The sequence below is a fragment of the Porphyromonas uenonis DSM 23387 = JCM 13868 genome (assembly GCF_000482365.1).
Taxonomy (GTDB): domain Bacteria; phylum Bacteroidota; class Bacteroidia; order Bacteroidales; family Porphyromonadaceae; genus Porphyromonas; species Porphyromonas uenonis.
The window spans coordinates 64,983-88,199 of sequence record NZ_AXVC01000018.1 but is presented as its reverse complement, the minus strand read 5'-3'; the positions used below and the strand labels follow the sequence as shown (position 1 = coordinate 88,199).

At 54.8% G+C, this 23,217-nt stretch carries 22 protein-coding genes; 20 read left to right on the top strand and 2 right to left on the bottom strand.

Annotated elements, in window-relative coordinates; genetic code table 11:
* The first annotated feature begins 18 nt into the window (after positions 1–18).
* The 16 genes from L215_RS0100405 to L215_RS0100330 all read left to right on the top strand — a co-directional run bounded on the left by L215_RS0100405 (position 19) and on the right by L215_RS0100330 (position 15,740).
* A complete protein-coding gene (locus L215_RS0100405; protein ID WP_027451170.1) occupies positions 19–1,293 on the top strand; it encodes a nucleoside permease in 1,275 nt (424 codons plus the stop codon).
* A gap of 42 nt (positions 1,294–1,335) precedes the next feature.
* Positions 1,336–2,091 (top strand): MlaE family ABC transporter permease, encoded by a 756-nt coding sequence (locus L215_RS0100400; RefSeq protein WP_036871878.1) that lies wholly within the window; start codon positions 1,336–1,338, stop codon positions 2,089–2,091.
* Positions 2,092–2,117: 26 nt separating this feature from the next.
* A complete protein-coding gene (locus tag L215_RS0100395; RefSeq protein ID WP_025883461.1) occupies positions 2,118–2,837 on the top strand; it encodes an ABC transporter ATP-binding protein in 720 nt (239 codons plus the stop codon).
* 37 nt (positions 2,838–2,874) lie between these two features.
* Entirely contained in the window at positions 2,875–3,789 is a 915-nt protein-coding gene (locus L215_RS0100390) for an HlyD family secretion protein (RefSeq protein WP_025883460.1), read from the top strand.
* Positions 3,790–3,793: 4 nt separating this feature from the next.
* On the top strand, positions 3,794–4,729 hold the full coding sequence (locus L215_RS0100385; protein WP_025883457.1) for an ABC transporter ATP-binding protein: 936 nt from the start codon (positions 3,794–3,796) through the stop codon (positions 4,727–4,729).
* 3 nt (positions 4,730–4,732) lie between these two features.
* A complete protein-coding gene (locus tag L215_RS0100380) occupies positions 4,733–5,479 on the top strand; it encodes an ABC transporter ATP-binding protein (protein ID WP_025883455.1) in 747 nt (248 codons plus the stop codon).
* Between the two features lie 317 nt (positions 5,480–5,796).
* Positions 5,797–6,228 carry an Hsp20/alpha crystallin family protein gene (locus tag L215_RS0100375; RefSeq protein WP_025883454.1) on the top strand — a complete coding sequence of 144 codons (432 nt, stop codon included), beginning with the start codon at positions 5,797–5,799 and terminating at the stop codon, positions 6,226–6,228.
* Between the two features lie 610 nt (positions 6,229–6,838).
* The gene (locus L215_RS0100370) at positions 6,839–7,618 is read left to right on the top strand and encodes a ParA family protein (protein WP_025883452.1); all 780 of its coding nucleotides are present in this window, start codon (positions 6,839–6,841) and stop codon (positions 7,616–7,618) included.
* Positions 7,619–7,642: 24 nt separating this feature from the next.
* Positions 7,643–8,539, top strand: coding sequence for a ParB/RepB/Spo0J family partition protein (locus L215_RS0100365; protein ID WP_025883450.1), 897 nt, complete (start codon positions 7,643–7,645; stop codon positions 8,537–8,539).
* Positions 8,540–8,554: 15 nt separating this feature from the next.
* Positions 8,555–9,382, top strand: coding sequence for a DUF5683 domain-containing protein (locus tag L215_RS0100360; RefSeq protein WP_025883449.1), 828 nt, complete (start codon positions 8,555–8,557; stop codon positions 9,380–9,382).
* Positions 9,383–9,395: 13 nt separating this feature from the next.
* Positions 9,396–10,760: a lytic transglycosylase domain-containing protein gene (locus L215_RS0100355; RefSeq protein ID WP_025883448.1), complete on the top strand. Its 1,365-nt coding sequence runs from the start codon at positions 9,396–9,398 to the stop codon at positions 10,758–10,760.
* 49 nt (positions 10,761–10,809) lie between these two features.
* A complete protein-coding gene (locus L215_RS0100350) occupies positions 10,810–11,283 on the top strand; it encodes a hotdog domain-containing protein (protein ID WP_025883447.1) in 474 nt (157 codons plus the stop codon).
* A gap of 441 nt (positions 11,284–11,724) precedes the next feature.
* The gene (locus L215_RS0100345) at positions 11,725–12,663 is read left to right on the top strand and encodes a YitT family protein (RefSeq protein WP_025883671.1); all 939 of its coding nucleotides are present in this window, start codon (positions 11,725–11,727) and stop codon (positions 12,661–12,663) included.
* 3 nt (positions 12,664–12,666) lie between these two features.
* Positions 12,667–13,344: a peptidylprolyl isomerase gene (locus tag L215_RS0100340; RefSeq protein WP_027451169.1), complete on the top strand. Its 678-nt coding sequence runs from the start codon at positions 12,667–12,669 to the stop codon at positions 13,342–13,344.
* Between the two features lie 13 nt (positions 13,345–13,357).
* Positions 13,358–14,743, top strand: a complete 1,386-nt coding sequence (locus tag L215_RS0100335; RefSeq protein ID WP_025883669.1) for a methyltransferase RsmF C-terminal domain-like protein — start codon at positions 13,358–13,360, stop codon at positions 14,741–14,743.
* Positions 14,744–14,768: 25 nt separating this feature from the next.
* Positions 14,769–15,740: an NAD(P)-dependent oxidoreductase gene (locus tag L215_RS0100330; protein WP_025883668.1), complete on the top strand. Its 972-nt coding sequence runs from the start codon at positions 14,769–14,771 to the stop codon at positions 15,738–15,740.
* Positions 15,741–15,744: 4 nt separating this feature from the next.
* On the opposite strand, the gene xseB is transcribed toward L215_RS0100330, so the two are convergent.
* The gene (gene xseB, locus L215_RS0100325; RefSeq protein ID WP_007366056.1) at positions 15,745–15,978 is read right to left on the bottom strand and encodes an exodeoxyribonuclease VII small subunit; all 234 of its coding nucleotides are present in this window, start codon (positions 15,976–15,978) and stop codon (positions 15,745–15,747) included.
* A gap of 107 nt (positions 15,979–16,085) precedes the next feature.
* Here xseB and L215_RS0100320 point away from each other — a divergent pair, with 107 nt between their 5' ends.
* Positions 16,086–18,203, top strand: a complete 2,118-nt coding sequence (locus L215_RS0100320) for a M3 family metallopeptidase (RefSeq protein ID WP_025883667.1) — start codon at positions 16,086–16,088, stop codon at positions 18,201–18,203.
* A 354-nt stretch (positions 18,204–18,557) separates the two neighbouring features.
* Here the strand turns inward: L215_RS0100320 and L215_RS0100315 are convergent, their stop codons facing one another.
* Positions 18,558–19,184 carry a hypothetical protein gene (locus L215_RS0100315; protein ID WP_025883665.1) on the bottom strand — a complete coding sequence of 209 codons (627 nt, stop codon included), beginning with the start codon at positions 19,182–19,184 and terminating at the stop codon, positions 18,558–18,560.
* Positions 19,185–19,464: 280 nt separating this feature from the next.
* Between L215_RS0100315 and L215_RS0100310 the strand changes: the two genes are divergently transcribed.
* The 3 genes from L215_RS0100310 to L215_RS0100295 all read left to right on the top strand — a co-directional run bounded on the left by L215_RS0100310 (position 19,465) and on the right by L215_RS0100295 (position 23,181).
* The gene (locus L215_RS0100310) at positions 19,465–21,057 is read left to right on the top strand and encodes a lipopolysaccharide biosynthesis protein (RefSeq protein ID WP_027451166.1); all 1,593 of its coding nucleotides are present in this window, start codon (positions 19,465–19,467) and stop codon (positions 21,055–21,057) included.
* 4 nt (positions 21,058–21,061) lie between these two features.
* On the top strand, positions 21,062–22,171 hold the full coding sequence (locus L215_RS0100305) for a polysaccharide pyruvyl transferase family protein (protein WP_025883664.1): 1,110 nt from the start codon (positions 21,062–21,064) through the stop codon (positions 22,169–22,171).
* Positions 22,172–22,479: 308 nt separating this feature from the next.
* Positions 22,480–23,181 (top strand): polysaccharide biosynthesis/export family protein, encoded by a 702-nt coding sequence (locus tag L215_RS0100295; protein ID WP_244869658.1) that lies wholly within the window; start codon positions 22,480–22,482, stop codon positions 23,179–23,181.
* Positions 23,182–23,217 lie beyond the last annotated feature (36 nt).

Sequence of the window (23,217 nt, the reverse complement as noted above, 5' to 3'; positions counted from 1 at the left end):
ACATTAGCGACTAAAGGTATGACTAAAGAAAAGGAACAGATCAAGCTCAAGCTAATCGTGATGAACTTCCTTCAGTTCTTCATCTGGGGGGCATGGCTCATCTCTATGGGACGCTACATGGGCAATGTGATGCAGTACGATGGGCAGGAGGTCGGCGGACTCTTTGCTACCGCAGGCTTTGCTGCTATCATCACACCCGCACTGACTGGTATCATCGCTGACCGCTGGGTCGGTGCTGAGCGCCTGCTCTCGATCTGCCACCTGCTGACAGGCGCCTGTCTGATCGCTGTCGGCTGCCTACCCGTAGGGACACCCTTTGCAACCACTTGGCTGGTTATCTTTGGGGTCAACCTCTTCTTCATGCCGACCCTATCGCTCTCCAATACGGTCGCTTATCACGCACTTGGCACAGTGCAGGCTGACATCGTCAAGGACTTTCCCCCGATACGTGTCTGGGGTACCATCGGCTTTATCGTAGCGATGTGGCTGGTCAACCTATTTAAGTGGATGGACAGCCCGATGCAGTTCAATCTAGGCGCCTTTGCCGCTATCGCCCTAGCGATCTACGCCTGGACACTACCTGCAGTACCGCACGGCGTCAAGAAGGCTCAAGAGGGTCGTCGCTCTCTCCTATCTATACTAGGGCTGGATGCTCTGGTGCTCTTTAAGAATAGGCAGATGGCGGTCTTCTTTACCTTCTGCATACTCCTGGGTGCAGCGCTACAGGTGACCAATGCTTACGGCAATATGTACCTCGACCACTTCAAGGGGGCCGCTGAGTATGCCGATAGCTTTGCGGTCAAGTATCCTAACATCCTCCTATCGCTCTCCCAGATCTCGGAGACACTCTTTATCCTAGCGATCCCGTTCTTCTTAAAGCGTTTTGGCATCAAGGGCGTGATGACGATGAGCTTCGCGGCGTGGTTCCTACGCTTCGGACTCTTTGGCATAGGCAACCCCGGGATGCCGGGCATCATAGCACTCGTTCTATCAATGGTCGTCTACGGGATGGCGTTTGACTTCTTCAACATCTCCGGCTCCATGTTTGTCGATCAGTCCGTCTCACCCTCGATGCGCGCCAGTGCTCAGGGGCTCTTCCTCTTGATGACCAACGGGTTAGGCGTCGTCATCGGTTCGCTAGGCGCCGGCTGGGTTGTAGAGCACTTTACCATAGCCAAGGTGACCGACTGGACGACCGTCTGGTACATCTTCGCAGGCTATGCGCTAGTCACGGGAATCCTCTTCTGGCTTCTCTTTCATCCCAAGCAACTCTCGAAGGCTCAGTCCGCTTAGGAGAGAGAAAATGAGCTAAGCACCATCCGAGTCCGCTAAGCTATGGCTAATCCGATCAGCAATGCGCTCAGTGTCATGGGCGAGTACACACTCCTCATGGCGCAGGTCTTCAGACGCCCGAAGAAGTGGGGCATCTTCTTCAAGCAGCTGATCCGCGAGATGGCTAAGTATGGTCTTGACTCCATATGGATCGTGGTGATCATCAGCTTTTTCATTGGCACGGTGATTACGATCCAGTTGACAATCAATATGAACTCGCCACTGATTCCCCGTTTTACCATAGGGTATGCCAGCCGCGAGATTATGTTTCTCGAGTTCTCATCCTCTATCATGTGTCTTATCCTCGCGGGCAAGGTCGGCTCTAGCATCGCCTCCGAGCTAGCCACCATGCGTGTGACGGAGCAGATCGACGCTATGGAGATTATGGGAGTCAACTCGGCCAACTTCCTCATCCTCCCCAAGATCCTTGGGCTCATGCTCTTCATCCCCGTACTGAGCGTCATCAGCATGTCTACAGGGCTGGTGGGCGGATACTTGGCGACTTACTTTATTCCCTCGATCACGCCGTCGGACTTTGAGATGGGACTGCAGACCTTCTTCGTCACTCGCAACATCTTTTACTCCATCATCAAGTCTCTTGTCTACGCCTTCATCATCTCGTCGGGCGCTAGTTACTTCGGCTATACGGTCAAGGGGGGCGCTCTCGGCGTAGGACGCGCCAGCACCAATGCGGTGGTCTCTAGTTGCGTGCTCATACTCCTCGCCGACGTCGTACTCACCAGTCTATTGTTTATGTAGGTATGACAAAGGGTAAGGGAACTAAGATCATAGAGGTCAGGGAGCTCTGCAAAGAGTTTGACGACAAAGTGGTGCTGAACCAAATCAACGCCTCCTTTAAGCCTGGGAGCATCAGCTGCATCATCGGACGCAGTGGCGCTGGCAAGACCGTGATGCTCAAGTGCCTCATAGGTCTCATACAGCCTTCGTCGGGCGAGATACTCTTTGACGGGAACAATATGACGCTCTTGTCTAAGGAGGATCTCAAGAGCCTAAGACAAGTGACGGGCGTGCTCTTTCAGGGGTCGGCACTCTTCGATAGTATGACCGTTCTAGAGAATGTCCTCTTCCCGCTCCAGCTCTTCTCCAAGCTATCGCCACGAGAGCGCAAAGCGCATGCGATGGCACTCCTCGATCGAGTCGGTCTAGAAGGCGCTCAGAGCAAGTTCCCCTCCGAGATCAGCGGGGGCATGATGAAGCGCGTCGCCATAGCTCGAGCTGTGGCGCTCAACCCGCACTACCTCTTCTGCGATGAGCCAAACTCTGGACTAGACCCCACCACCTCGGCTTCGATAGACAAGCTCCTCAAAGAGCTCACCGAGGAGTACCAGATCACGACAGTCATCAACACGCATGACATGAACTCCATCAAGACTATCGCTGATCACATCCTATATCTAGACAAAGGGCAGGTCGCATGGCAAGGTTCGCGTGAGGAACTCAAAGGCGATATTCCCGCTTCTCTCAAAAACTTTCTTTACCTTTGATACGTCCCTTCCCTTTTTTCTCTCATTGACCAATAAGATGACACAAGCTAAGCGATATATAGGTTACCTCTTCCTCCTCACCCTCCTCCTCTCGTGGGGGTGCAAAGACCACAGCAGTGATTGTTCCGCCCAAGGTATCTTTGAGGCAGACGAAATCGTCGTCTCAGCGACCACCTCTGGCGAGTTGCTTCGTCTAGATGTCTCTGAGGGAGACCAGCTAGAGGAGGGACAGGTCGTAGGCTTGATTGATACCACCTTCCTGGCGCTACAAAAAGACCTCGTCGACACGCAGCAGGCGACAGTCAATGCGGCGGGACATACCAATGCAGCGACACAGGTAGCGCCTCTAGAGGCTCAGCTCGAAGCGCTCCACAAAGAGCGTGACCGCTATGCTCCACTCGTGGCTCGTGGCATCATGGCTCAGCGCACGCTAGACGAGATCGATGCCAAGATCTCCGCTGTCCAGGGGCAAATAGCTGCCGCACGAGCTACCATCGGACAGCAAAACCGCTCCGCCACAGGGAGCGGCAATGCGCTCTCTGTACAAGAGAGTCAGGTCGACCAAATGATCTCTCGGAGCTTCATCAAGGCGCCTATCTCGGGGACGGTGCTCACCGTTTACCTTCATCAGGGCGAGCTGGCAGGGCAAGGCATGCCACTCTTTCGCCTAGCCAATCTCAAGCAGATGTATCTGCGTGCTTACCTCACAGCGGAGCAGCTAGAGTATGTGACCCTCGGGCAAGCTATCTCCGTCTTTAGCGACATGGGCGAGGAGGAGCCACAAGCCTACACAGGCGAAGTGGTATGGATCTCCGACCGCGCTGAGTTTACCCCCAAGAACATCCAGACGCCAGACGCCCGCGCCTCGCTCATCTATGCGATCAAGGTGCGCGTCCCCAACGACGGCAGGCTACGCATCGGACAGTATGGACGTGTAGAGCTAGACCAGTAGACCTATGTCTGTAGAGGAGGCGACCCGACCAGCAGTATCTTGCCAGGGCGTATGCAAGAGCTTTGGCAAGACCGTTGCGCTCCAGGGCATCGACCTCAGCGTCCGTGAGGGCGAGCTGCTCGGACTCATCGGCCCTGACGGAGCCGGCAAGACAACCCTCATACGCATCATCGCCACGCTCCTCAATCCCAACGCTGGCGCAGTCACCGTCCTAGGTCACGATGTCAAGCGCGACTACCGTCCGCTGCGCCATCAGATCGGCTATATGCCCGGTCGCTTCTCCCTCTACCAAGACCTCACCGTGCGGGAGAATCTTGAGTTCTTCGCCACCGTCTACAAGACGACCGTCGAGGAGAATTACCACCTCATCGAGGACATCTACAAGATGCTCCTCCCCTTCGAAAAGCGCCCCGCTGGCAAGCTCTCAGGTGGTATGAAGCAAAAGCTAGCGCTCTCCTGCGCACTCATACACAAGCCCCGTCTCCTCCTCCTCGACGAACCGACCACAGGCGTCGACCCCGTCTCGCGCCGAGAGTTCTGGCAGATGCTCTCCAAGCTACGCGAGCAGGGCGAGATCACAATGATCGTCAGCACACCCTACATGGACGAGGCAGTGCTATGCGACCAAGTTGCCCTGATGAAAGATGGGCAGATCCTCTCCATAGACACCCCCGACGGGCTCGTTTCACAGATGGATCGAGCCCTGTGGTCCGCCACCGCAGAGGATATGGGCGACCTACTCCTCAAGTTGCGCAGCCTCCAGGGCGTGCTCAGCAGCTTTGCCTTTGGAGAGGCGCACCACTTCACCTTCGACGAGCAGGTGATCACCCCCGAGGAGATCCACACACGACTCCTAGAGCAGGGCGTGCGGGGGCTAGACATTCGCAAGATCCCCCCTTCCATCGAGGACTACTTCCTCATCATCTCCCAAGAGTCCTAGCCCATGCCCTCCACCGAGTATAGTATATTGGCCAATAAGCTCACCAAGCGCTTCGGCGACTTCACCGCTGTCGATGAGATCACCTTCGATGTCTTGCCTGGCGAAATCTTCGGCTTCCTCGGAGCCAATGGTGCTGGCAAAAGCACCGCCATACGTATGCTCACGGGACTCCTCAAGCCCACCTCAGGCTATGCCGAGGTGGCAGGCTATGATGTGCGCAAAGAGACCGAGCTGATCAAGCGCAACATCGGCTATATGAGCCAGAAGTTCTCACTCTACGACTACCTATCTGTCGAGGAGAATATCTTCCTCTACGGACGCATCTACGGTCTCTCGCGACGCATCATACAGAGCCGTATGGAGCGACTCCTCGAGGAGCTCAACTTTTACGATCAGCGCAAGCTTCGCGTGGGCAGCCTTCCCCTCGGGTGGAAGCAGAAGTTGGCCTTCTCCGTTGCCATCTTTCACCGCCCCAAGATAGTCTTCCTCGATGAGCCTACGGGAGGTGTAGACCCTGTGGCACGGCGACGCTTCTGGGAGCTGATCTACAACGCTGCCGCTGAGGGCATCACCGTCTTCGTCACCACACACTATATGGACGAGTCGGAGTACTGCGACCGCATCTCCATCATGGTGGACGGACAAATCAAAGCGCTAGACACCCCACGAGCCTTAAAGCGACAATTTGACTGTGACTCGATGGACGAGGTCTTCTACCAGCTAGCCCGCGGAGCTAAGCGCTCTGAGTAGTCCCCGTCACAGCGAGACGTGTAACGACAATACGTGTAACCCTTTGTAGGGACGCACGGTCGTGCGTCCGTCCCCGTTAAAACACAACGCTGTAACCTTTGACACAACGGACGCTCGACCGAGCGTCCCTACGTTATCGTTACACGTCAGCATGTTGAGTGCAACTTGAGTAGCTTCGCCAGTCGCCTCTTGTGACAGATTGTCGCACTTTCAGCCGTTGGCTTACCCTTTGCTAGATAGTTAGTGCAGGTCACCCTGAGAGATCGGAGGCCCTGCACAGAGTAAGTACACAAACACCTATTAAAATCAATACTACTATGACACTATCAAGAAGAGACAACAACTGGAGGCCCGCACTATGGAGCGACCTCTTTGACAGCAACTGGATGGTAAGACCCAATGCTACCGCACCTGCTATCAACGTACTAGAGACTCCCGAGGAGTTTCGCGTAGAGATCGCAGCTCCAGGCATGAAGCGCGAAGACTTCAATATCGAGATCAACGAGGAGCACGACCTGGTCATCACGATGGAGCGCCACAACGAGGAGGAGCAGCACGACAACGAGCAGAGTCGCTACCTACGTCGCGAGTTCTCCTACAGCAAGTTCGAGCAGACCCTCATCCTGCCAGACAATGTCGACGAGGAGCGCATCCAGGCTCGCATGGCCGACGGCGTCCTCACCCTCTCGATCCCCAAGATCAGCGAAGAGGAGCAGCAGAAGGCTCGTCGCACCATCGCTATCGAGTAATAGCGCCACACCGCTAGACCAGAGCCTCCGCTCTAGTCTCACCATAAAAGTCTAACACACCCAGTAGCCCCGCTTGGTTCGCACCGAGTGGGGCTACTGGCTTGTAGGGCTTTCTGATCGCTCCCCCAGTGGCGGAGGAGTCACCGATCAACTTTCCAAAAAGTTCCTCCGCTGGAACTAAAAAGTTCCTCCCTTGGAACTAAAGAGTTCCTCCCTTGGAACTTTTTAGTTCCAAAAGGGGAACAGTTTTTGGAACTCGTATCCACCACACAAACAGCGCAATACGAGTAGCCCTTTGTAGGGACGCACGGGAGTGTCTAGTCGGAGGGCGTCCGTTGTAGTACTGCGAGACGAGTAACGGTTGTAGGGACGCTCGGTCGAGCGTCCGTCTCCGTTAAAACCACGGATGCTGTAACCCTTGACACAACGGACGCCCTCCCGCTAGACACTTCCGTGCGTCCCTACTTTATCGTTACACGTCTTTACGCTCTACAAACCGCTTTGCGTCTTGCTTTGCCGCGATCTCGCGAGATTCAAGTTATCAACAGTTAAGCGTCTATGTCTAGATTATTCTGTAGCTTTGACGCGTTATTTATGACCGATATGTATCATGGGTAGAATCATCTCTCTTGCTAATCAGAAGGGTGGAGTCGGCAAAACGACCACTACGATCAACCTCGCAGCCTCCCTGGCTGTACTCGACAAGAAGGTGCTCGTAGTCGATGCTGACCCGCAGGCAAACGCTTCGTCGGGACTGGGAATCAACTCCACGACCCTCAGCGAGACTATCTACGAGTGTCTCATAGGTGGACTACCGCTCGACAAGGTGGTGCGCCCCACGCACGTGGACAATCTCTTCATACTCCCCTCTCACATTGACCTAGTCGGAGCGGAGATAGAGATGCTCCAGCTCAAGGATCGGGAGACCGTCATGAGAGAGATGCTCCGCCCTGTCGTAGATCAGTATGACTACATCCTCATCGACTGCTCACCCTCGCTCGGCATCATCACGGTCAATGCTTTGGTCGCTAGCCATGCGGTGATCATTCCCGTGCAGTGCGAGTACTTTGCACTGGAGGGAATCTCTAAGCTCCTCAACACGATACGTATCATCAAGAGCCGCCTCAACCCGGCGCTGGAGATCGAGGGCTTTCTCCTCACTATGTACGACAGCCGTCTGCGACTGGCTAATCAGGTGTACGATGAGGTCAAGGGGCACTTCGGGCAGCTCGTCTTCGACACGGTCATACAGCGCAATGTTAAGTTGAGCGAGGCGCCTAGTCACGGTTTGCCTGCTCTCCTCTATGATGCGGACAGCAAGGGAGCGATCAACCACCTCCAGCTGGCCGAGGAACTGATTCGTCGCACGGCTCAGCGCGCTGCGCTATAACTACACCCTACCCCTACGATCATCATGACAAACAAGAAGAAAGAGAACAAAGTAATCGGCAGAGGACTAGACGCCTTGCTCGGCGATGTGAGCAACTCCTCTAGCATTAGCGAGATAGCCATCGACAAGATCGAGCCTAATCCAGACCAACCTCGCAGACACTTTGACCCAGAGAGTCTCGAGGAGCTGGCCGCCTCCATACGTGCCCTCGGCATTGTGCAGCCTATCACGGTGCGGGAGCTGACCGACGGACGGCACCTCATCATATCGGGTGAGCGTCGCTGGAGAGCCTCTAAACTGGCCAAGCTAACCTCCATACCGGCATATATCGTCAAGGCAAACGATGAGCAGGTGGTCGAGATGGCACTGATCGAAAACATACAGCGCGAAGACCTCAACGCTATCGAGATAGCGCTCACCTACAAGCGTCTCCTAGAGCACTCCGAGGGGACACAAGAGGAGCTCGCCAAGAAGGTGGGCAAGACCCGCTCCTCTATTAGTAACTACCTACGTCTCCTCCGTCTGCCCGCAGAGGTGCAGCTGGGACTGACGGAGAAGAAGATCGACATGGGTCACGCTCGTGCCATACTGAGCTTGACCGATCCAGCACAGCAGCTGAAGCTTTACCAGACCACCCTCTCAGAGCATCTGAGCGTGCGACAGGTCGAGGCTTTGGCCAATGAGATGCGAGAGCCGACCGAAGAGACTACAAAAGCGAGCAAGAAGAGACAGACGCTCTCCAAGCTCGCTTCCAGTGGCAATGACTACGCTCCTCTAGCTAAGCAGCTGAGTAGCTTCTTCGGGACGAAGGTCTCTCTGCGTTGTAAGGAGAGTGGCAAGGGGAGCATCACGATCCCCTTTAGCTCTGAGGAGCAGCTCATAGAGATCTGCTCAATCCTAGAGGGTGGAGCTAACCACTAGTCAACTACCTAAGAGATGTCCCGCACCGCCCTGACCCGCTCACTACTCATCTTCGTGATGAGCTGCGCTATAGCTTGCTACAGCGGGATGGCTCTCCATGCGACCACACCCGTAGTGCCACAAGACACGACTACGCTGGTGGCCGACACGCTGGGTACCTCCCTGCCCGACACGCTGGGTACGAAAGAACCGAGCAAACTCGTCACTACCCCACCGACGGCTGCTCCAGACTTGGCCGAGAAGGGCAAGGCTGAGAGCAAAGCTTTGCAAAGTACGACAGCAATGAAGGGGGACAAGCGCCCTGAAGGAGTGCCTTTTATCAAGAAGATGACTAGGTGGTTCACCCGCTACCCCAACTCTAGTGTGGCGCTCATCTGCTCCATCGTACCAGGGGGTGGTCAGCTCTACAATCAGCGCTACTGGAAGATACCGATTGTCCTCTCGGCCATGACGGCGGGGCTCTATGCGGTCACGTGGAATCAGCGACTCTACAACGAGTACCACACCGCCTACGCTGATCTACTGAGCGAGAACCCACTCGACCACACCTCTTGGCAAGCTTTTATCCCGTCTGGGGCTGATCCTAGCAAGTATGTTTCTGACGGCAATCTGCGCTCGCGTCTGGAGCGCGGCTCTAAGCAGTACAAGGAGAGTAGAGACCTGAGCATCGTCATCACGGTAGCGCTCTATCTTCTCTCGGCGCTAGATGCGTATGTTGATGCGGAGCTATACTACTTTAATGTATCCCCACAGCTCACGATAGATATGGGCGAGGGGCTACGTGACAAGCCTTCAGGGCCTCGACCTCAAAGCGTGACGGTCGGTGCCTCGGTTCGCTTTTAGACAAGAACTCTTTATGAAGATTCCCTATCTAAGACACACTTGTGTCAGAATCACGACCTATATAATACTCTTCTGTTGCTTGCCGACACTCCTAGCCGCAACTCCTTGGTATGAATCTCTAGACAGTGTAGATACGGAGGGAGCTGTCGAGCTGGATGCTATCACGGCTCGCAAGGAGCTACAAGAGAGCCTGCCGAAGAGTCTAGACACTGACCTCGGTCTGCTCATGGAGACCTGGCGTACGGGCTATGCCACACAGCAACGCTTTGAGGTGCCGTGTGGCTCTTACAAGGCTGAGAACATTCGCTCTCTAAGCGACTCCGTCCTGATCTCCCGACTGAAAGCACTGCCCACCGTCATACCGATTCCCTACAACGCTATGGTCAAGGAGGGCATTGCAACTTACATCACGGATCGTCCTCGACTGATACGTGTCATCCTCGCACTCGGGGACTACTACTTTCCCATTATGGAGGAGATCTTCGACCGTCATAGGCTACCCGTCGAGCTCGTTTACCTTACCGTCGTTGAGTCTGCGCTCAACCCCTTTGCCGTTTCACCTGCCGGGGCCTCTGGACTTTGGCAACTTATGCTTCCCACGGGACGTAGCTTGGGCTTGACGGTCAATAGCCTTGTCGACGAGCGCTTTGACGTGTACAAGAGTAGTGAAGCAGCTGCACTATATCTCAAGCAACTCTACGGGCTCTTTGACAATTGGCTTCTAGCTATCGCTGCCTACAACTGCGGCCCGGGCAATGTCACCAAAGCGATCCGACGCTCTGGTGGAAAGACCACCTTCTGGGATGTCTATCCTTATCTGCCTCGTGAGACGCGCAACTACATTCCCCTCTTTATCGGAGCCTACTACGCTTGCTACTATCACAACGAACACAACATCTGTCCTCAAGCGCAGTCGATGCCACTGGCGACTGACACGCTAGCCGTGCAGATACCGCTCACCTTTGCCCAGATCTCGCAAAGCACAGGCATACCCACCGAACAGATCCGCACGCTCAACCCGCAATACAAGAGAGGTGTCATCCCCGCCGCTGGATCGACACCTTACACCATACGACTACCACTGAAGGGCATCACACGACTGGACGATGCGCTCATCTATCTTCGTCGCGATCACAAGGAGGAGCTCTCCAAGCAGATAGCCGAAGCACAACAAGAGATCAAGAAAGCGCCGACCCCCACGCGAAAGAGCAAGGCCACGCGGGCTGGTCACAAAACATACAAAGTGCGACGTGGAGATACACTATCCAAGATTGCCAAGCGACACGGGGTCTCCGTCTCTGCCATCAAGCGAGCCAACGGCCTCAAAGGGCGTAATCCGAAACTTCGCCCTGGACAACGCTTGAAGATCCCCAAATAGTTCTAACTTCTAACCTCTCAAGTCTAACCTCTAATCTCTAAGGTCTAATATGTCCGCCATCCAAAACCTCTACGACCCCGAGTACTGTCACTGCTGGGGTTGCGGAGCTGCGCATCCTTATGGTCTGCATCTCAAGAGCTATCTCAGCGACGACCACGCTTACTGTTACTGCCATCACACACCCGACGCTGTCTACACAGGCGGAGTGCCCGACAACCTATACGGAGGCTTCATAGCTATGCTCTTCGACTGCCACGGCACAGCCGCAGCCGCTGCTCTTTACTTAGTAGCACACGGGGAGGAGCTTACGGCTGATAGCCTACAGCGCTTCATCACCGCACATCTAGAGGTGGACTACCTCGCCCCGACCCCGATGGGCATCGAGCTAGAGATCCGCGCATACCCCGTAGAGGTGACCGACCGCAAGGTTATCTTGTCGCTCGAGCTGCACTGTGGCGAGCGCATCACCGCCCGTGGCAAGATGGTCGCCGTCAAGCACCGCCGCCCCACCACTACAGCCTAACCCCTCACAAGCGAATCGGGGCTGACGCACGATACAGACGAGCCTGCCTAAGTCTCTACGGAGGAAATCGAACACCACTCCGTAGGGATTTTCATTTTCCGCCGAGGGATGGCAAGCGAAAGTCAGACAGCATATCCTTGTTTATCGTCATGCGTAGCTTCTTACGTTAATTGAGACTGTTGCATAAAGGCGAATCGCTGTGTTGCTTTCGGGATTCGGCTTCGGTCACATACGGAGGTATGCTCCCTTCAGACCTCACCCTCAGCGCCTTGCGCTTCATCCTTTCTGCAAAGTCAGGGCAATCTTGCAAGCAAGATTGTGAGACTGTTGACTTTTGCAACAGTCTCTAATTCTGAATGCCCTCTACTCAGCACTTCAATTGCAAAGATTGAGTAACTTTGCAATCAAGCTATCATCCATTCGTCTTCCTTCTAGCAATCTATGTCCAGCACGCCCCTGAACCTAAAGCAACAACCAGCGCCACCGCCTCACGAGAGACAGACCTTCACGCCTCGGCGCTCTCCGCTTGCCGTGGAGATACTCTACCTCGTCATCGGAGCTGTATGCCAAGCGGTCGCTTACGCCTGCTTTATCGCTCCTGCCGACATTATCCCAGGCGGATGTTACGGAATCAGTATCACGATCAACTATCTGACGCAAGGGACCTTTGAAGCGTTTCCCGAGGGGCTACCCATTGGTGCTGTAGCGCTCTGCTTCAACGTGCCCTTCTTCCTCTTAGCGGCACGCTCTCTAGGTTTGCGCAGTGGGGGCAAGACGATCGCCACCTTCCTACTTATCTCTATCTGCACCGACCTGATCACCTCAATGACACGAGATGTGATCATCGTGAGCAATGATAAGTTTCTCTCCTCAGTCTATGGTGGCGCTATCCTCGGACTAGGCGTACTACTCACCTTCAAGGCAGGCAGTACCAGTGCCGGCACCGACGTCATCGCCCGGGTACTCGCCAAGGGCAACAACCTCAAGACCAGCCATATGATCATAGCGGTAGACTCTGCTGTGGTGCTCTTCGGACTGGTCGCTTTTGGAGATGTTAGCGTGCCTCTCTACTCCTGGATCACCATCTTTGTCTATGGCAAGGTAGTCGACTTCCTACAGCCTGAGAACCCCAACAAAGCGATCTTCATCGTCTCCGAGCATACCGCCGAGCTACGCACCATCATCATCGAGCAGCTGAATCTGCGGGGCACCTTCCTCCATGGTAGCGGTATCTACGCCGGGGCCGAGCGGGACATCATCTTTATGATTGTGGAGCGCAAACATGTCAATAAACTTAAGAAAGCTGTACTGCTCGCTGACCCCAAAGCCTTTATAGCAACAACCAATGCGACCAACGATACCGCGCCTCAGATCCTCTAAGCTATGAAACCATTTGCCACGCTTTTACTCCTTCTCGCTCTCTGCGTCACCTCACTCACAGCTCAGACTGAGCCCGAGGCACTTCCTGCCGGGCGACGGGTGCTCGTGGAGACTTCGCAAGGAGACTTCACGCTCCTACTCTATGACGACACGCCTCTACACCAAGCGGCCTTCCTAGAGCATGTACGTCGGGGAGACTACGAGGGAGTCTTGATGCACCGTGTCATAGCGCAGTTTATGATCCAGGGGGGTAACCTCTCGACCCGTGGTGCGACACGCAAGACGGATGTCTCCATAGACACCCTCTCGACGACCATTCCTGCGGAGATCCTACCACACCACATACACAAGCGTGGCGCCCTAGCGGCAGCGCGTTTAGCAGATGAAGAGAATCCGAAGAAGGACTCTTCGGGCAGTCAATTTTACATTGTCACGGGTACCTATTACACCGACTTTGACCTGGACGACATAGCAGCTCAGCGTGAGTGGGACTACACGCCTGAGCAGCGTCAGGCCTACAAGAGTGAGGGCGGTGACCCGTGGTTGGACAGGCAGTACACGGTCTTTGGCGAAGTGATTGATGGTATGCGCACGATTACCAAGATCGAAGACCTACCGACCGACAGCACGAACCGCCCCAAGCGAGATGTGATCATCAAGCGTATGACGCTCCTGCCCTAACACATCCGACACCATGCAGACTCCCGTCCCGTCAGAGCTAACAGCTAAGCTAACGCAAGCATACCCCGAGCATGCCTCTCGCATTGTTGAGGCACTAGAGACGCCCTCCTCAGTCTCTCTGCGTCTTAACCCGGCTCGCACCTTATCACCACACCCCTTTGCAGAGCTAGAGGATGGGACTATACCGTGGCTACCGACGGAGCTGGAGGGTTACTGGCTCAGCGAGCGACCCACCTTTGCGCTAGATCCTCTGTGGCACGCTGGCGCTTACTATGTACAGGACGCTAGCGCTATGACGCTTGCCACGATTTGGGAGCAACTCGGCTGGCACGAGACGCCTAAGTTAGCTCTTGACCTTTGTGCTGCGCCTGGGGGTAAGAGTACGCTCCTGCGTGATCTGCTCCCCGCAGAGACACTCCTCGTGAGCAATGAGATACTACCCAAGCGATGCAAAATCCTTGTGGAGAATATGGTCAAGTGGTGCGGTGCCGACCAAATGATCATCACGCAAGAGGAGCCACAGCGACTCACACACTGGCTACAAGGCTCCTGCGACCTCATCTTAGTTGATGCCCCTTGCAGTGGCGAGGGACTGATGCGCCGTGACGAAGAGGCAAGGCGTATGTGGTCACCTCAGCTCGTCACCGACTGCGTGACCCGCCAGCGAGCTATCCTACAGGAGGCGATGCGTATGCTAGCTCCCGAGGGCGTGCTCCTCTACGCTACCTGCACGCTCAACCAAGAGGAAAACGATCAGATGGTCCAGTGGCTCCTTGACCACTACCCCTGCCAGCTCATCAACCTCTCTCACTGTGCCGAGCGCATCGCTGGAGCTTACGCCACCGCTTATGGGCTGCACCTCTGGCCAGGCATCGTACGAGGTGAGGGGCAATACCTCGCCGCGCTACGTCTCACCAACACCGTCGAGACCCCAAGCGAAACGCGCAAAGCCAAAGGCTTGACACGCACCAGCCGACAAGCCTTCGACTCGCTCTCTTGGTTCAGCAAAGCAACATCCGCAGACTACTACACCATCGGCGAGCGCATTTACCAGCTCTCCCCCGAGGCGGCTCAGCTTCTTGCCGAGGCTTACAAGCAGCGTCTCGCCATTGCCACTCCAGGACTTGAGATAGCCTCCATGCGCCATCAGGCGAAGGGCTACGAACCCTCCTTTGCCCTGCTGCATCACCCTCTATATGCGACAGCTGACCTGCCCGCTCTAGAGCTTCCCCTGCAAGAAGCACTGCGCTATCTGCGAGGCGAGGCGCTCACGACAGAGACACCGACAGAGCGGGGCTTCACCGTCATCACCTATCGGGGCATCCCCTTAGGCCTGGCACACAGCACGGGCACACGGCTCAACAACTTATACCCTAAGCCGTACCGCCTACGTATCTAAACAAACACCTAACCTGATATATCTTATGGACAAGAAAAAGAAAGTACTCATCTCCTTTGACACCGTACGACCCGGCTTCGAGGAACTTGCCGAGTGGGCCGACATGACCCGCCGTCCTGCGGGCGAGAGCTTCACTCGTGAGGAGATGATGGAGATAGGCGCGCAGTATGATGCGCTCGCCACGCAGTTTACCTTTCCCGTGGATCGTGAGCTGATTGACGCTTTCCCCAATATCAAGCTAATCGCCAACTATGGCGTCGGCTACAACAACATCGATGTCGCCTACGCACACAGCAAAGGGATCACCGTGACCAATACGCCTCGTGCCGTGATCCAGCCTACCGCAGAGCTAACGATGGGACTACTCCTCAGCTGCAGTCGCAAGATCGCTATGTGGGATCGTCACATGCGTCGCACCAAGAGCAGTAGCAAGTCGCTCTCCGACAGCTCCGGCATGGCGACCAACCTTTGTGGCAAGACTATCGGAATCATTGGCTACGGCAACATTGGCCGAGCCGTGGGACACATGGCGCAAGCCTTTGGTATGACCGTCCTCTACAACAAGCGTCACCAGCTCGACGCTGCCACGGAGCAGGAGCTAGGAGTCACCTATGCCGACCTAGACAAGATCTTTACGGAGTGTGATGTCGTATCCCTCCACACTCCTTACAATGAAGACTCGCACCACCTCGTCTCAGCTAGTCGTCTAGCTCAGATGAAGCGCTCGGCTATCCTCATCAATGCAGCGCGCGGAGCGGTCGTTGACGAGGCTGCTCTCGTGCACGCCCTCCAGACTGGCGAGATCGCCGCTGCGGGGCTAGACGTCTTCGAGCATAGCGACAACCCGCTCCCCGAGTTGTACGAGATGGAGCAAGTAACCATGACGCCACACGTAGGCACGCAGACCTACGAGGCGCGTGTTGCCATGGCGCAGGAGCTGTGCAACTGCATCATCGGCTACTTCGAGGGCGACCGCCCCATCAGCATCGTCAAGTAAGAGCTTACTCTTGGCTCTCGTCGAGCTGCTGGAGAAGCTGTGAGACCTCCTTATCGATAGCGGTGAGTCGTGTGGAGCAGAACTGTATCAAGCCTGTCGCCTCCTCGATGAGCTTGGTCAGTTCGTCCACCTCTATGTCTCCCGCCTCGAGGAGTCGCACGATCTCCTGAATACGTGTGATCGCCTCTTGGTAGGTCTGCTGAGGCTCCTCGGCGAGGCTCTTGCTAGCGTCTGTCATAGGGTATATGTTTTATTATTAGTATCTTTGTCTCGTGTAGTGCCACATCTAGGCACCTCATTGCTATGCAAAAGTAACTATATAAATCATACAAACGAACTAAGACTATGCGTAAACAAGTAATTATGCTATTAGCCATCGCCACGATGCTACTCGCTTGCAACAAGCAGAAGAAGCAGGCGGACCTGGCTGACAATCCATTCGTTCATCCTAGTGAAACTTACATGAATGCACCCGACTTTACCAAGATCAAGGCAGAGCACTTTGCGCCCGCCTTTGACGAGGGTATGCGTCAGCACAACGAGGAGATAGCAGCCATCGTGGACAATGCTGAGGCACCCACCTTTACCAATACCATCGAGGCGCTCGAGCGTGCTGGACAGGTTCTCCAGCGCACCTCTGCCGTCTTCTTCGCACTGACCAGTGCCGACACCAACGATGAGCTACGCGCCATCGAGGCTGAGTACGTACCTAAGCTCACCGCCCACAGCGACGAGATCATGCTCAACGACAAGCTCTTCGCTCGCATTAAGACCGTCTACGAGACTGGTCTAGAGGGTCTACAGCCCGATCAGGTACGTCTCACCAAGCAGTACTACGACAACTATGTCAAGGCTGGTGCTAACCTCTCTGCCGAAGATAAGGAGAAGCTCAAGAAGCTCAACGGCGAGGAGGCCGAGCTCACCGCTAAGTTTGGCAATATGCTGACCGATGCGACGAACGTGCCTGTCTTCTTCACCGACAAGGCTCAGCTCGACGGCCTCTCTGACAGCGAGCTACAAGAGGCTGCCGACCTAGCCAAGGAAGAGGGCAAAGAGGGTCAGTGGGCTATCCGCCTAGTCAATACGACCCAGCAGCCCGTCATGGCTAAGCTCAACAATCGTGACAGCCGCAAGGTTATCCTCGAGGCTTCCATCAATCGTTGCAACAACGGCGACAAGTACGACACGCAGTCCATCATCAAGCGTCTCGCTACGCTCCGTGCTGAGAAGGCTCAGCTACTAGGCTTCAAGACCTTTGCTGACTGGACGCTACAGGACGCACTCGCTAAGAATGGTGAGACAGTTCGCAATTTCCTCGAGCGTATTGCTAAGCTTTACCAGCCCAAGGCTGCTGAGGATGCTAAGATGCTAGAGGCGTTTGCACAGAAGAGCGAGGGCCCCGACTTCAAGCTTGAGGCTTACGACTGGGCTTACTACGCTGAGAAGATGCGCAAGGAGCAGTTTGATATCGATGAGGCACAGCTGAGCGAGTACTTCGTTCTAGATAATGTCCTCAAGGATGGTGTCTTCTACGCTGCCAACAAGCTCTACGGTCTCACCTTCGAGCAGCGCACTGATGTCTCCGTCTACAACCCAGACGTGACCGTATATGATGTCAAGAATGACAAGGGCGAGGTGATCGCACTCTACTACTTCGATCCCTACGCACGTCCCTCTAAGAGCGGTGGTGCCTGGATGAGCAACTTCGTCGAGCAGTCTACGCTCCTAGGCAACAAGCCAGTCATCTACAACGTCTGCAACAATAAGAAGCCCGCTGCTGGTCAGCCCTGTCTGATGACTTGGGACGAGGTGACGACACTCTTCCACGAGTTCGGTCACGCGCTGCACGGTATGCTCTCTACGCAGACCTATCCTTCGATTGCTGGGACCAACGTCTCGAGAGACTTCGTCGAGTTCCCCTCACAGTTCAACGAGCACTGGGCTACCGAGCCTACTGTCTTTGCCAACTATGCAAAGCACTACAAGACAGGCGAGCAGATGCCTGCCGAGCTACGTGACAAGATGATTGCTGCGGGCAACTTCAACCAGGCCTACTCTGTTGGCGAAAACCTCGCTGCCTCACTCATCGACCAGTGCTGGCACGCACTCGCTGTAGGTGACAAGGTTGATGACGTTCAGGCCTTTGAGCAGGAGGCTCTCACGAAGTACGGTATGCTCAATGCGCAGATCCCCCCACGCTACCGCTCACCATACTTCCGTCACATCTGGAGCAACGACTACTCTGCAGGTTACTACTCCTACCTCTGGAGCGAGGCTGTAGACAACGAGGTCTACGCTTGGATCGAGGCTCATGGTGGCATGACCCGTGAGAACGGACAGCGCCTTGCTGACATCCTCCTCTCTCGTGGTAATAGCGAGGACCTGATGGTACTCTTCGAGCAGTTCACCGGTCACAAGGAGGTCGACATCGAGCCGCTCCTACGCTTCCGCGGTCTCCGCTAATGACACAGTGCAGCTAGCTGATCAAACGACAGCTAGCGCCTGATCCATACAAATAGCGCAAGAGCCTGTCACGACATCTCGTGGCAGGCTCTTCTCTTGCTACCTCTTCTCTAATCTCTCACCCCTACGCTCCACTCCCTAGGCAGAAAAATCCGAATAGCTCGCTGGGAAGCAAAAATTCTTCACGGAGGGCCGAAATAAAAGTTCGGAAGAATGAAATGAAACTTCGGAAGAATGAGATCAAAGTTCGGAAGAATTTTTCCGTTCCTCGGTGAAAAATGAACTATCCCCTCCGAGGGAGTTTTGCACTGGTGGGACCGTCACAAGAGATCGATTCGACGCTCTCGTAGTCTATCAGCCTTCACGCTTTATCTCAATGAGATATGGCTGTCCAAAGCCTGTATTAGCCTGTAGTTCGAAGGTCGCTGGGCCACCCGCTGCGACCGTGAAGGTCTTCGCATCGAAGTCAACCGTGATGCCCTCTGGATTACCACTTACATTGAGTCCAAAGTTGCAATCACCGAGATCGCGCTCCTCAACGACGTTACCTTCGAAATCTGTGACATAGTTCGTTCCTATCACTTTACCAGTCCCGCCCTTCGAGGTAAATTGACTTGGCTCGGCTTTGAAAGAGAACCTGTTGCCACCACGCATGATGAGGACGGTCTGCTTACAGCCTTTACCCTTGCCACTGATGACCTCAGCTTCAATCTTAAAGGTCTTAGAGTCAATACCCTCTCGGACTAAAAACTCATTGGGTCGATACACACAGGGCGCTATCTCAGATGAATACTTCTCAAAGTGTAGCGTAAACTCTGAGTTCTCCAGCGGGGTCTCATGGAGTAGTTCTCCGCTGGGAGATAGTTCTTGTAGCACTCCGTGAACCTTCCCATAGCCTCCATAGCCTGAGAAGGTATTGGGCGTAGCCGTAAACTTGGCTTTGAAGGTGTTCTCTTGTGGCTCCTGAGGAGTCGGTGGCACACTGTAACTGCAAGAAGTGGCTAGCAGCAAAAGTGCAAGAAGAGAAGCTGCGCATCTCATGTAGGTAATGGGCTTCATCATTGTTATAGGGTTTTAGTTTGTGAGTGTCTAGTGTCAAGGGTGTTACGCCTACAAATATATATAAATCATTCATAGTACGCTACATCTTTCGCATTAGTCAGTCCGGGTGATGGGCGAAGTAGCTGGTCGTACGAATTCACTACCTTTGCAGTGGTGAGGCTGTCACAGGACGGTCGCACCCTCCTGCTCAGCAGATCCTATGGCACAAGAGCTACACGACCAGACTACCGACGCGCACACGATGCCATCGTCTCGCACGCAGCGTATCGCTCGCAATACGCTCTTCCTCTTCGTGCGTATGGCGGTGGTCACGCTACTCTCTCTATATATTTCTAGGGTGCTCCTAGCAGCGCTCGGGGTAGAGGACTTCGGGGTCTATCAGGTGGTGGGGAGCTTGGTGACCGCCTTTGGCTTTGTCAATGGGGCGATGGTCGCCGCCACACAGCGCTTCTACTCCTACGAGCTGGGACGGGGCAACGACTCAGGCGTGGGGCGCGTATACAGTGTCTCAATCGTGGTGCAGCTACTACTGGTTCTGCTCATCTGCGCCGTGGCGATCCCCTTCGGTCTATGGTACGTGCCGAGCCATCTGGTGGCTCCTCCCGAGCGACTGACGGTGGCGCTGTGGATCTACTTTATCTCCTTGGGGACCTTTGTGGTCAACATGCTGCTCACCCCGTTTCAAAGCCTCATAGTCTCTCACGAGCGGATGAATCTCTTTGCCCTGCTCAGCATCGTGGACATCTCGCTACGACTGGGTGCCGTGCTACTCCTGAAGGCTTACGCTGGCGACAAGCTCCTCCTCTACCCTATCCTGCTTCTTGCCGTCAGTGGCGTGATGGCGCTCTGCTACGTGGGGTGCACGCGTAGGCTCTTTCGTCAGGTACACTTTCGCTGGGTTCGGGACAGGTCGGCTTACCGAGAGATACTCTCCTACTCGGGGTGGAACCTCTTTGGCAATCTCGCTGCTGTGGCTCAGACGCAGGGTATCAATATCGTCTACAACTACTTCTTCGGGCCCCTTCTGAATGCGGCCTTTGGCATTGTCAACTCGGTGCGTGGTGCGCTGCTTACCTTTGCCAATAACTATCAGATGGCGGCCAATCCGCAGATTATCAAGTCGTACGCTGCCGAGGAGTATGGCTACCTGCATAAGCTCATCTGCGCCAGTGCTAAGATCTCCTACCTGCTGATGCTCTGCGTGGTGATCCCCTTTGCGCTAGACCTGGACCTACTGCTCCGTCTGTGGCTTGTCAAGCCACCGGCCTATGCGAGCTTACTGCTCCAGTTGACGCTGATCGTACTGCTCATAGAGAGTCTCTCGGGGGCGCTTATGACGGGGATCCAAGCGACGGGGCGGGTACGCATTTACCAAGTAGTGGTCGGGGGGATGATCATCATGATCCTACCGCTCTCTATGCTGGCTTTCTGGTTGGGCGCACCACCAGAGTACTCTATATACATCAACATATTGGTCTCCATAGCGTGCCTAGCGGTACGACTGGTGCTCTCCTACAGATACCACGCTCTAGGCGTGGGCTACTACCTCAAGCGGGTGGTGCTACCCATCTTACCTCCAACCATCGTCATGCTAGTGGGGGCTTACATCTATCGGCACCTGCTCCACTACGTCGGCTCTATCTGGGGACTACTGGTGGCATCTATCTTGCTTGGCGGATTGTGTGCCGTGGTCATCTTAACGCTCTCGCTAACTGTCGAAGAGAGACGACTCGTAAAGGGCTACCTGCATCTCTCCAAGAGGCGACAGGCTCCAAAGAACTTACTAGACTAAGACGATGACGACTAAACGAATCCATATATTGACCCACCCACTAGGGGCTAACTATGGGGGTATCATGCAGGCCTATGCGCTACAGCAAGCCTTGCGCCAGATGGACTACGAGCCTGTGACGCTGGACATACCTTTCGACCGTCGCTCTCGGCTAAGGCGATGGGCTGAGGCGCAGGTTCGCACCGTCAAGCGGATCTCCTACGATCAATCTATACGATCGGAGCGTGTCGTACTACAGCACACGTCTCGCTTCGTACAGCAGCACATCACGCTCTCGCCACCGCTACGCAGTGACGCACAGCTACGGCAATACTACCGCAAGCAGCCTGCTCACGCCTATATCGTGGGGAGTGATCAGGTGTGGCGACAGGAGTTTGTCCCGATGCTGGACGACTACTTCCTCGGCTTTATCCCTGAGGCGGACCCGGTGCGACGCATCGCCTATGCGGCTTCCTTCGGAGTGGATCCGATAGACATAGCTCCTGAGCGGACGGCTCTCTACAGCGAGCTCTTGAGTCGCTTTGTAGCTATATCGGTGCGTGAGAGTTCGGCCGTGCCGCTCTTAGCGCAGCGGTTTGGCGCCTCAGCTCAGTGGGTGCTGGACCCGACGATGCTCTTCACAAGAGAGGAGTACATGGACCAGCTTGGACTGCGGGAGGAGCCTTCGGGAGAGGTCTTCGCCTATATGCTGACGCACACGCCGCACAAGGAGGAGCTCGCACGGCAGATCGCTGAGTCGCATCATACGACGTGCCAACTCTTCGCTCCGTGGCGCCACTGGATGGAGCGTGGACGAGGTCTGAAGGCGTGCATCTTGCCACCCGTAGAGGCATGGCTCGAGGGGATCCTCAACGCTCAGTGCGTGGTGACGGACTCTTTCCACGGGGTCGCCTTCTCGCTCATCTTTGGCAAACCCTTTGTCGCCATCGTCAACAACCATGGCGGTTGCAGTCGCTTTGACACCCTGACCGAGCTCTTCGGTCTGGAGCGCCATCAGGAGGGAGCGCATGAGCTGGTCAGCTCGCCAAAGCTCTACGACGTGGAGGCCGTCGCACAGAGCCTAGCATCACATCGAGCAGACTCTCTCAACTTCCTCCAGAACGCTTTAAGGTAAAGGGGTGTGTATTTTGTCGCGAAAAGAGTCTCTTGAATCATTTTTTATAAGTATCTTTGTCCATGCTAACTAAATAATCAATAGAAATTGCCTGAAGGAAGAAGCTTTCGAACGAGAGAAAGGTGGCTTTTCCTTGCTTTTTCTGGAGCCCCCCCTCTAAGCAAACAAAACAACGCATCTACTTAAGGATGAAATCTTTATTTCGAGTGCACATGCACTTATTTGGAGTTTTTCTAGTAGCGTCACTCTGTCTTATAACGACCTCGTGCGCATCACGTAAAGAGGTCGTCTACCTACAAGATGTCTCCATGAGCTCTCAGAGCCAATATAGCGTACCCGTCCTGCGTATTGCTAAGGGCGATATGCTCGGTATCACGGTCAACTCCAAGAATCGAGAGCTCTCTGATCCCTTTAACCTCCCGATGGTCGGATACTATAGTGCGTTCGGCATCTCAGCGTCTAACACCCAGCAGGGCTACATGGTAGACGAGGAGGGTTACGTCACTTTTCCTGCACTAGGGCGTGTCCATGTGGAGGGACTGACCCGTAGTGAGCTCAACACGAAGATCGCTACGGAGCTTCGCGACAAGGGCTTACTCAACGATGCTACCGTCACGGTCTCTCTACTCAATGCACAGATCTCTGTACTGGGCGAAGTGGCTCATCCAGGGCGCTTTCCTATGGTGAGTGACCAAGTCTCCATACTGGACGCTATCGCTATGGCGGGAGACCTAACCATACAGGGACGCAGAGATAACGTACTAGTCATACGAGAGATCAACGGAGAGCGATACATCGTAGCACACGATTTACGTACTAACAAGATATTTGACTCACCATGCTACTTCCTCCGTCAGGGAGATATCGTATATGTGGAGCCAAACGATGCCAAAGCTCAAACAGCTAACATTAACCCCAACAACAACGTGGGAACCTGGCTCAGCGTGGTCAGCACAGCGACCTCTCTGACCACCTTCGTCTTCACGATTATGGCTAGCCAGAAGAAGTAAGCGCCTCTAGCCCCCCCCACTATACTCAGCACGGTT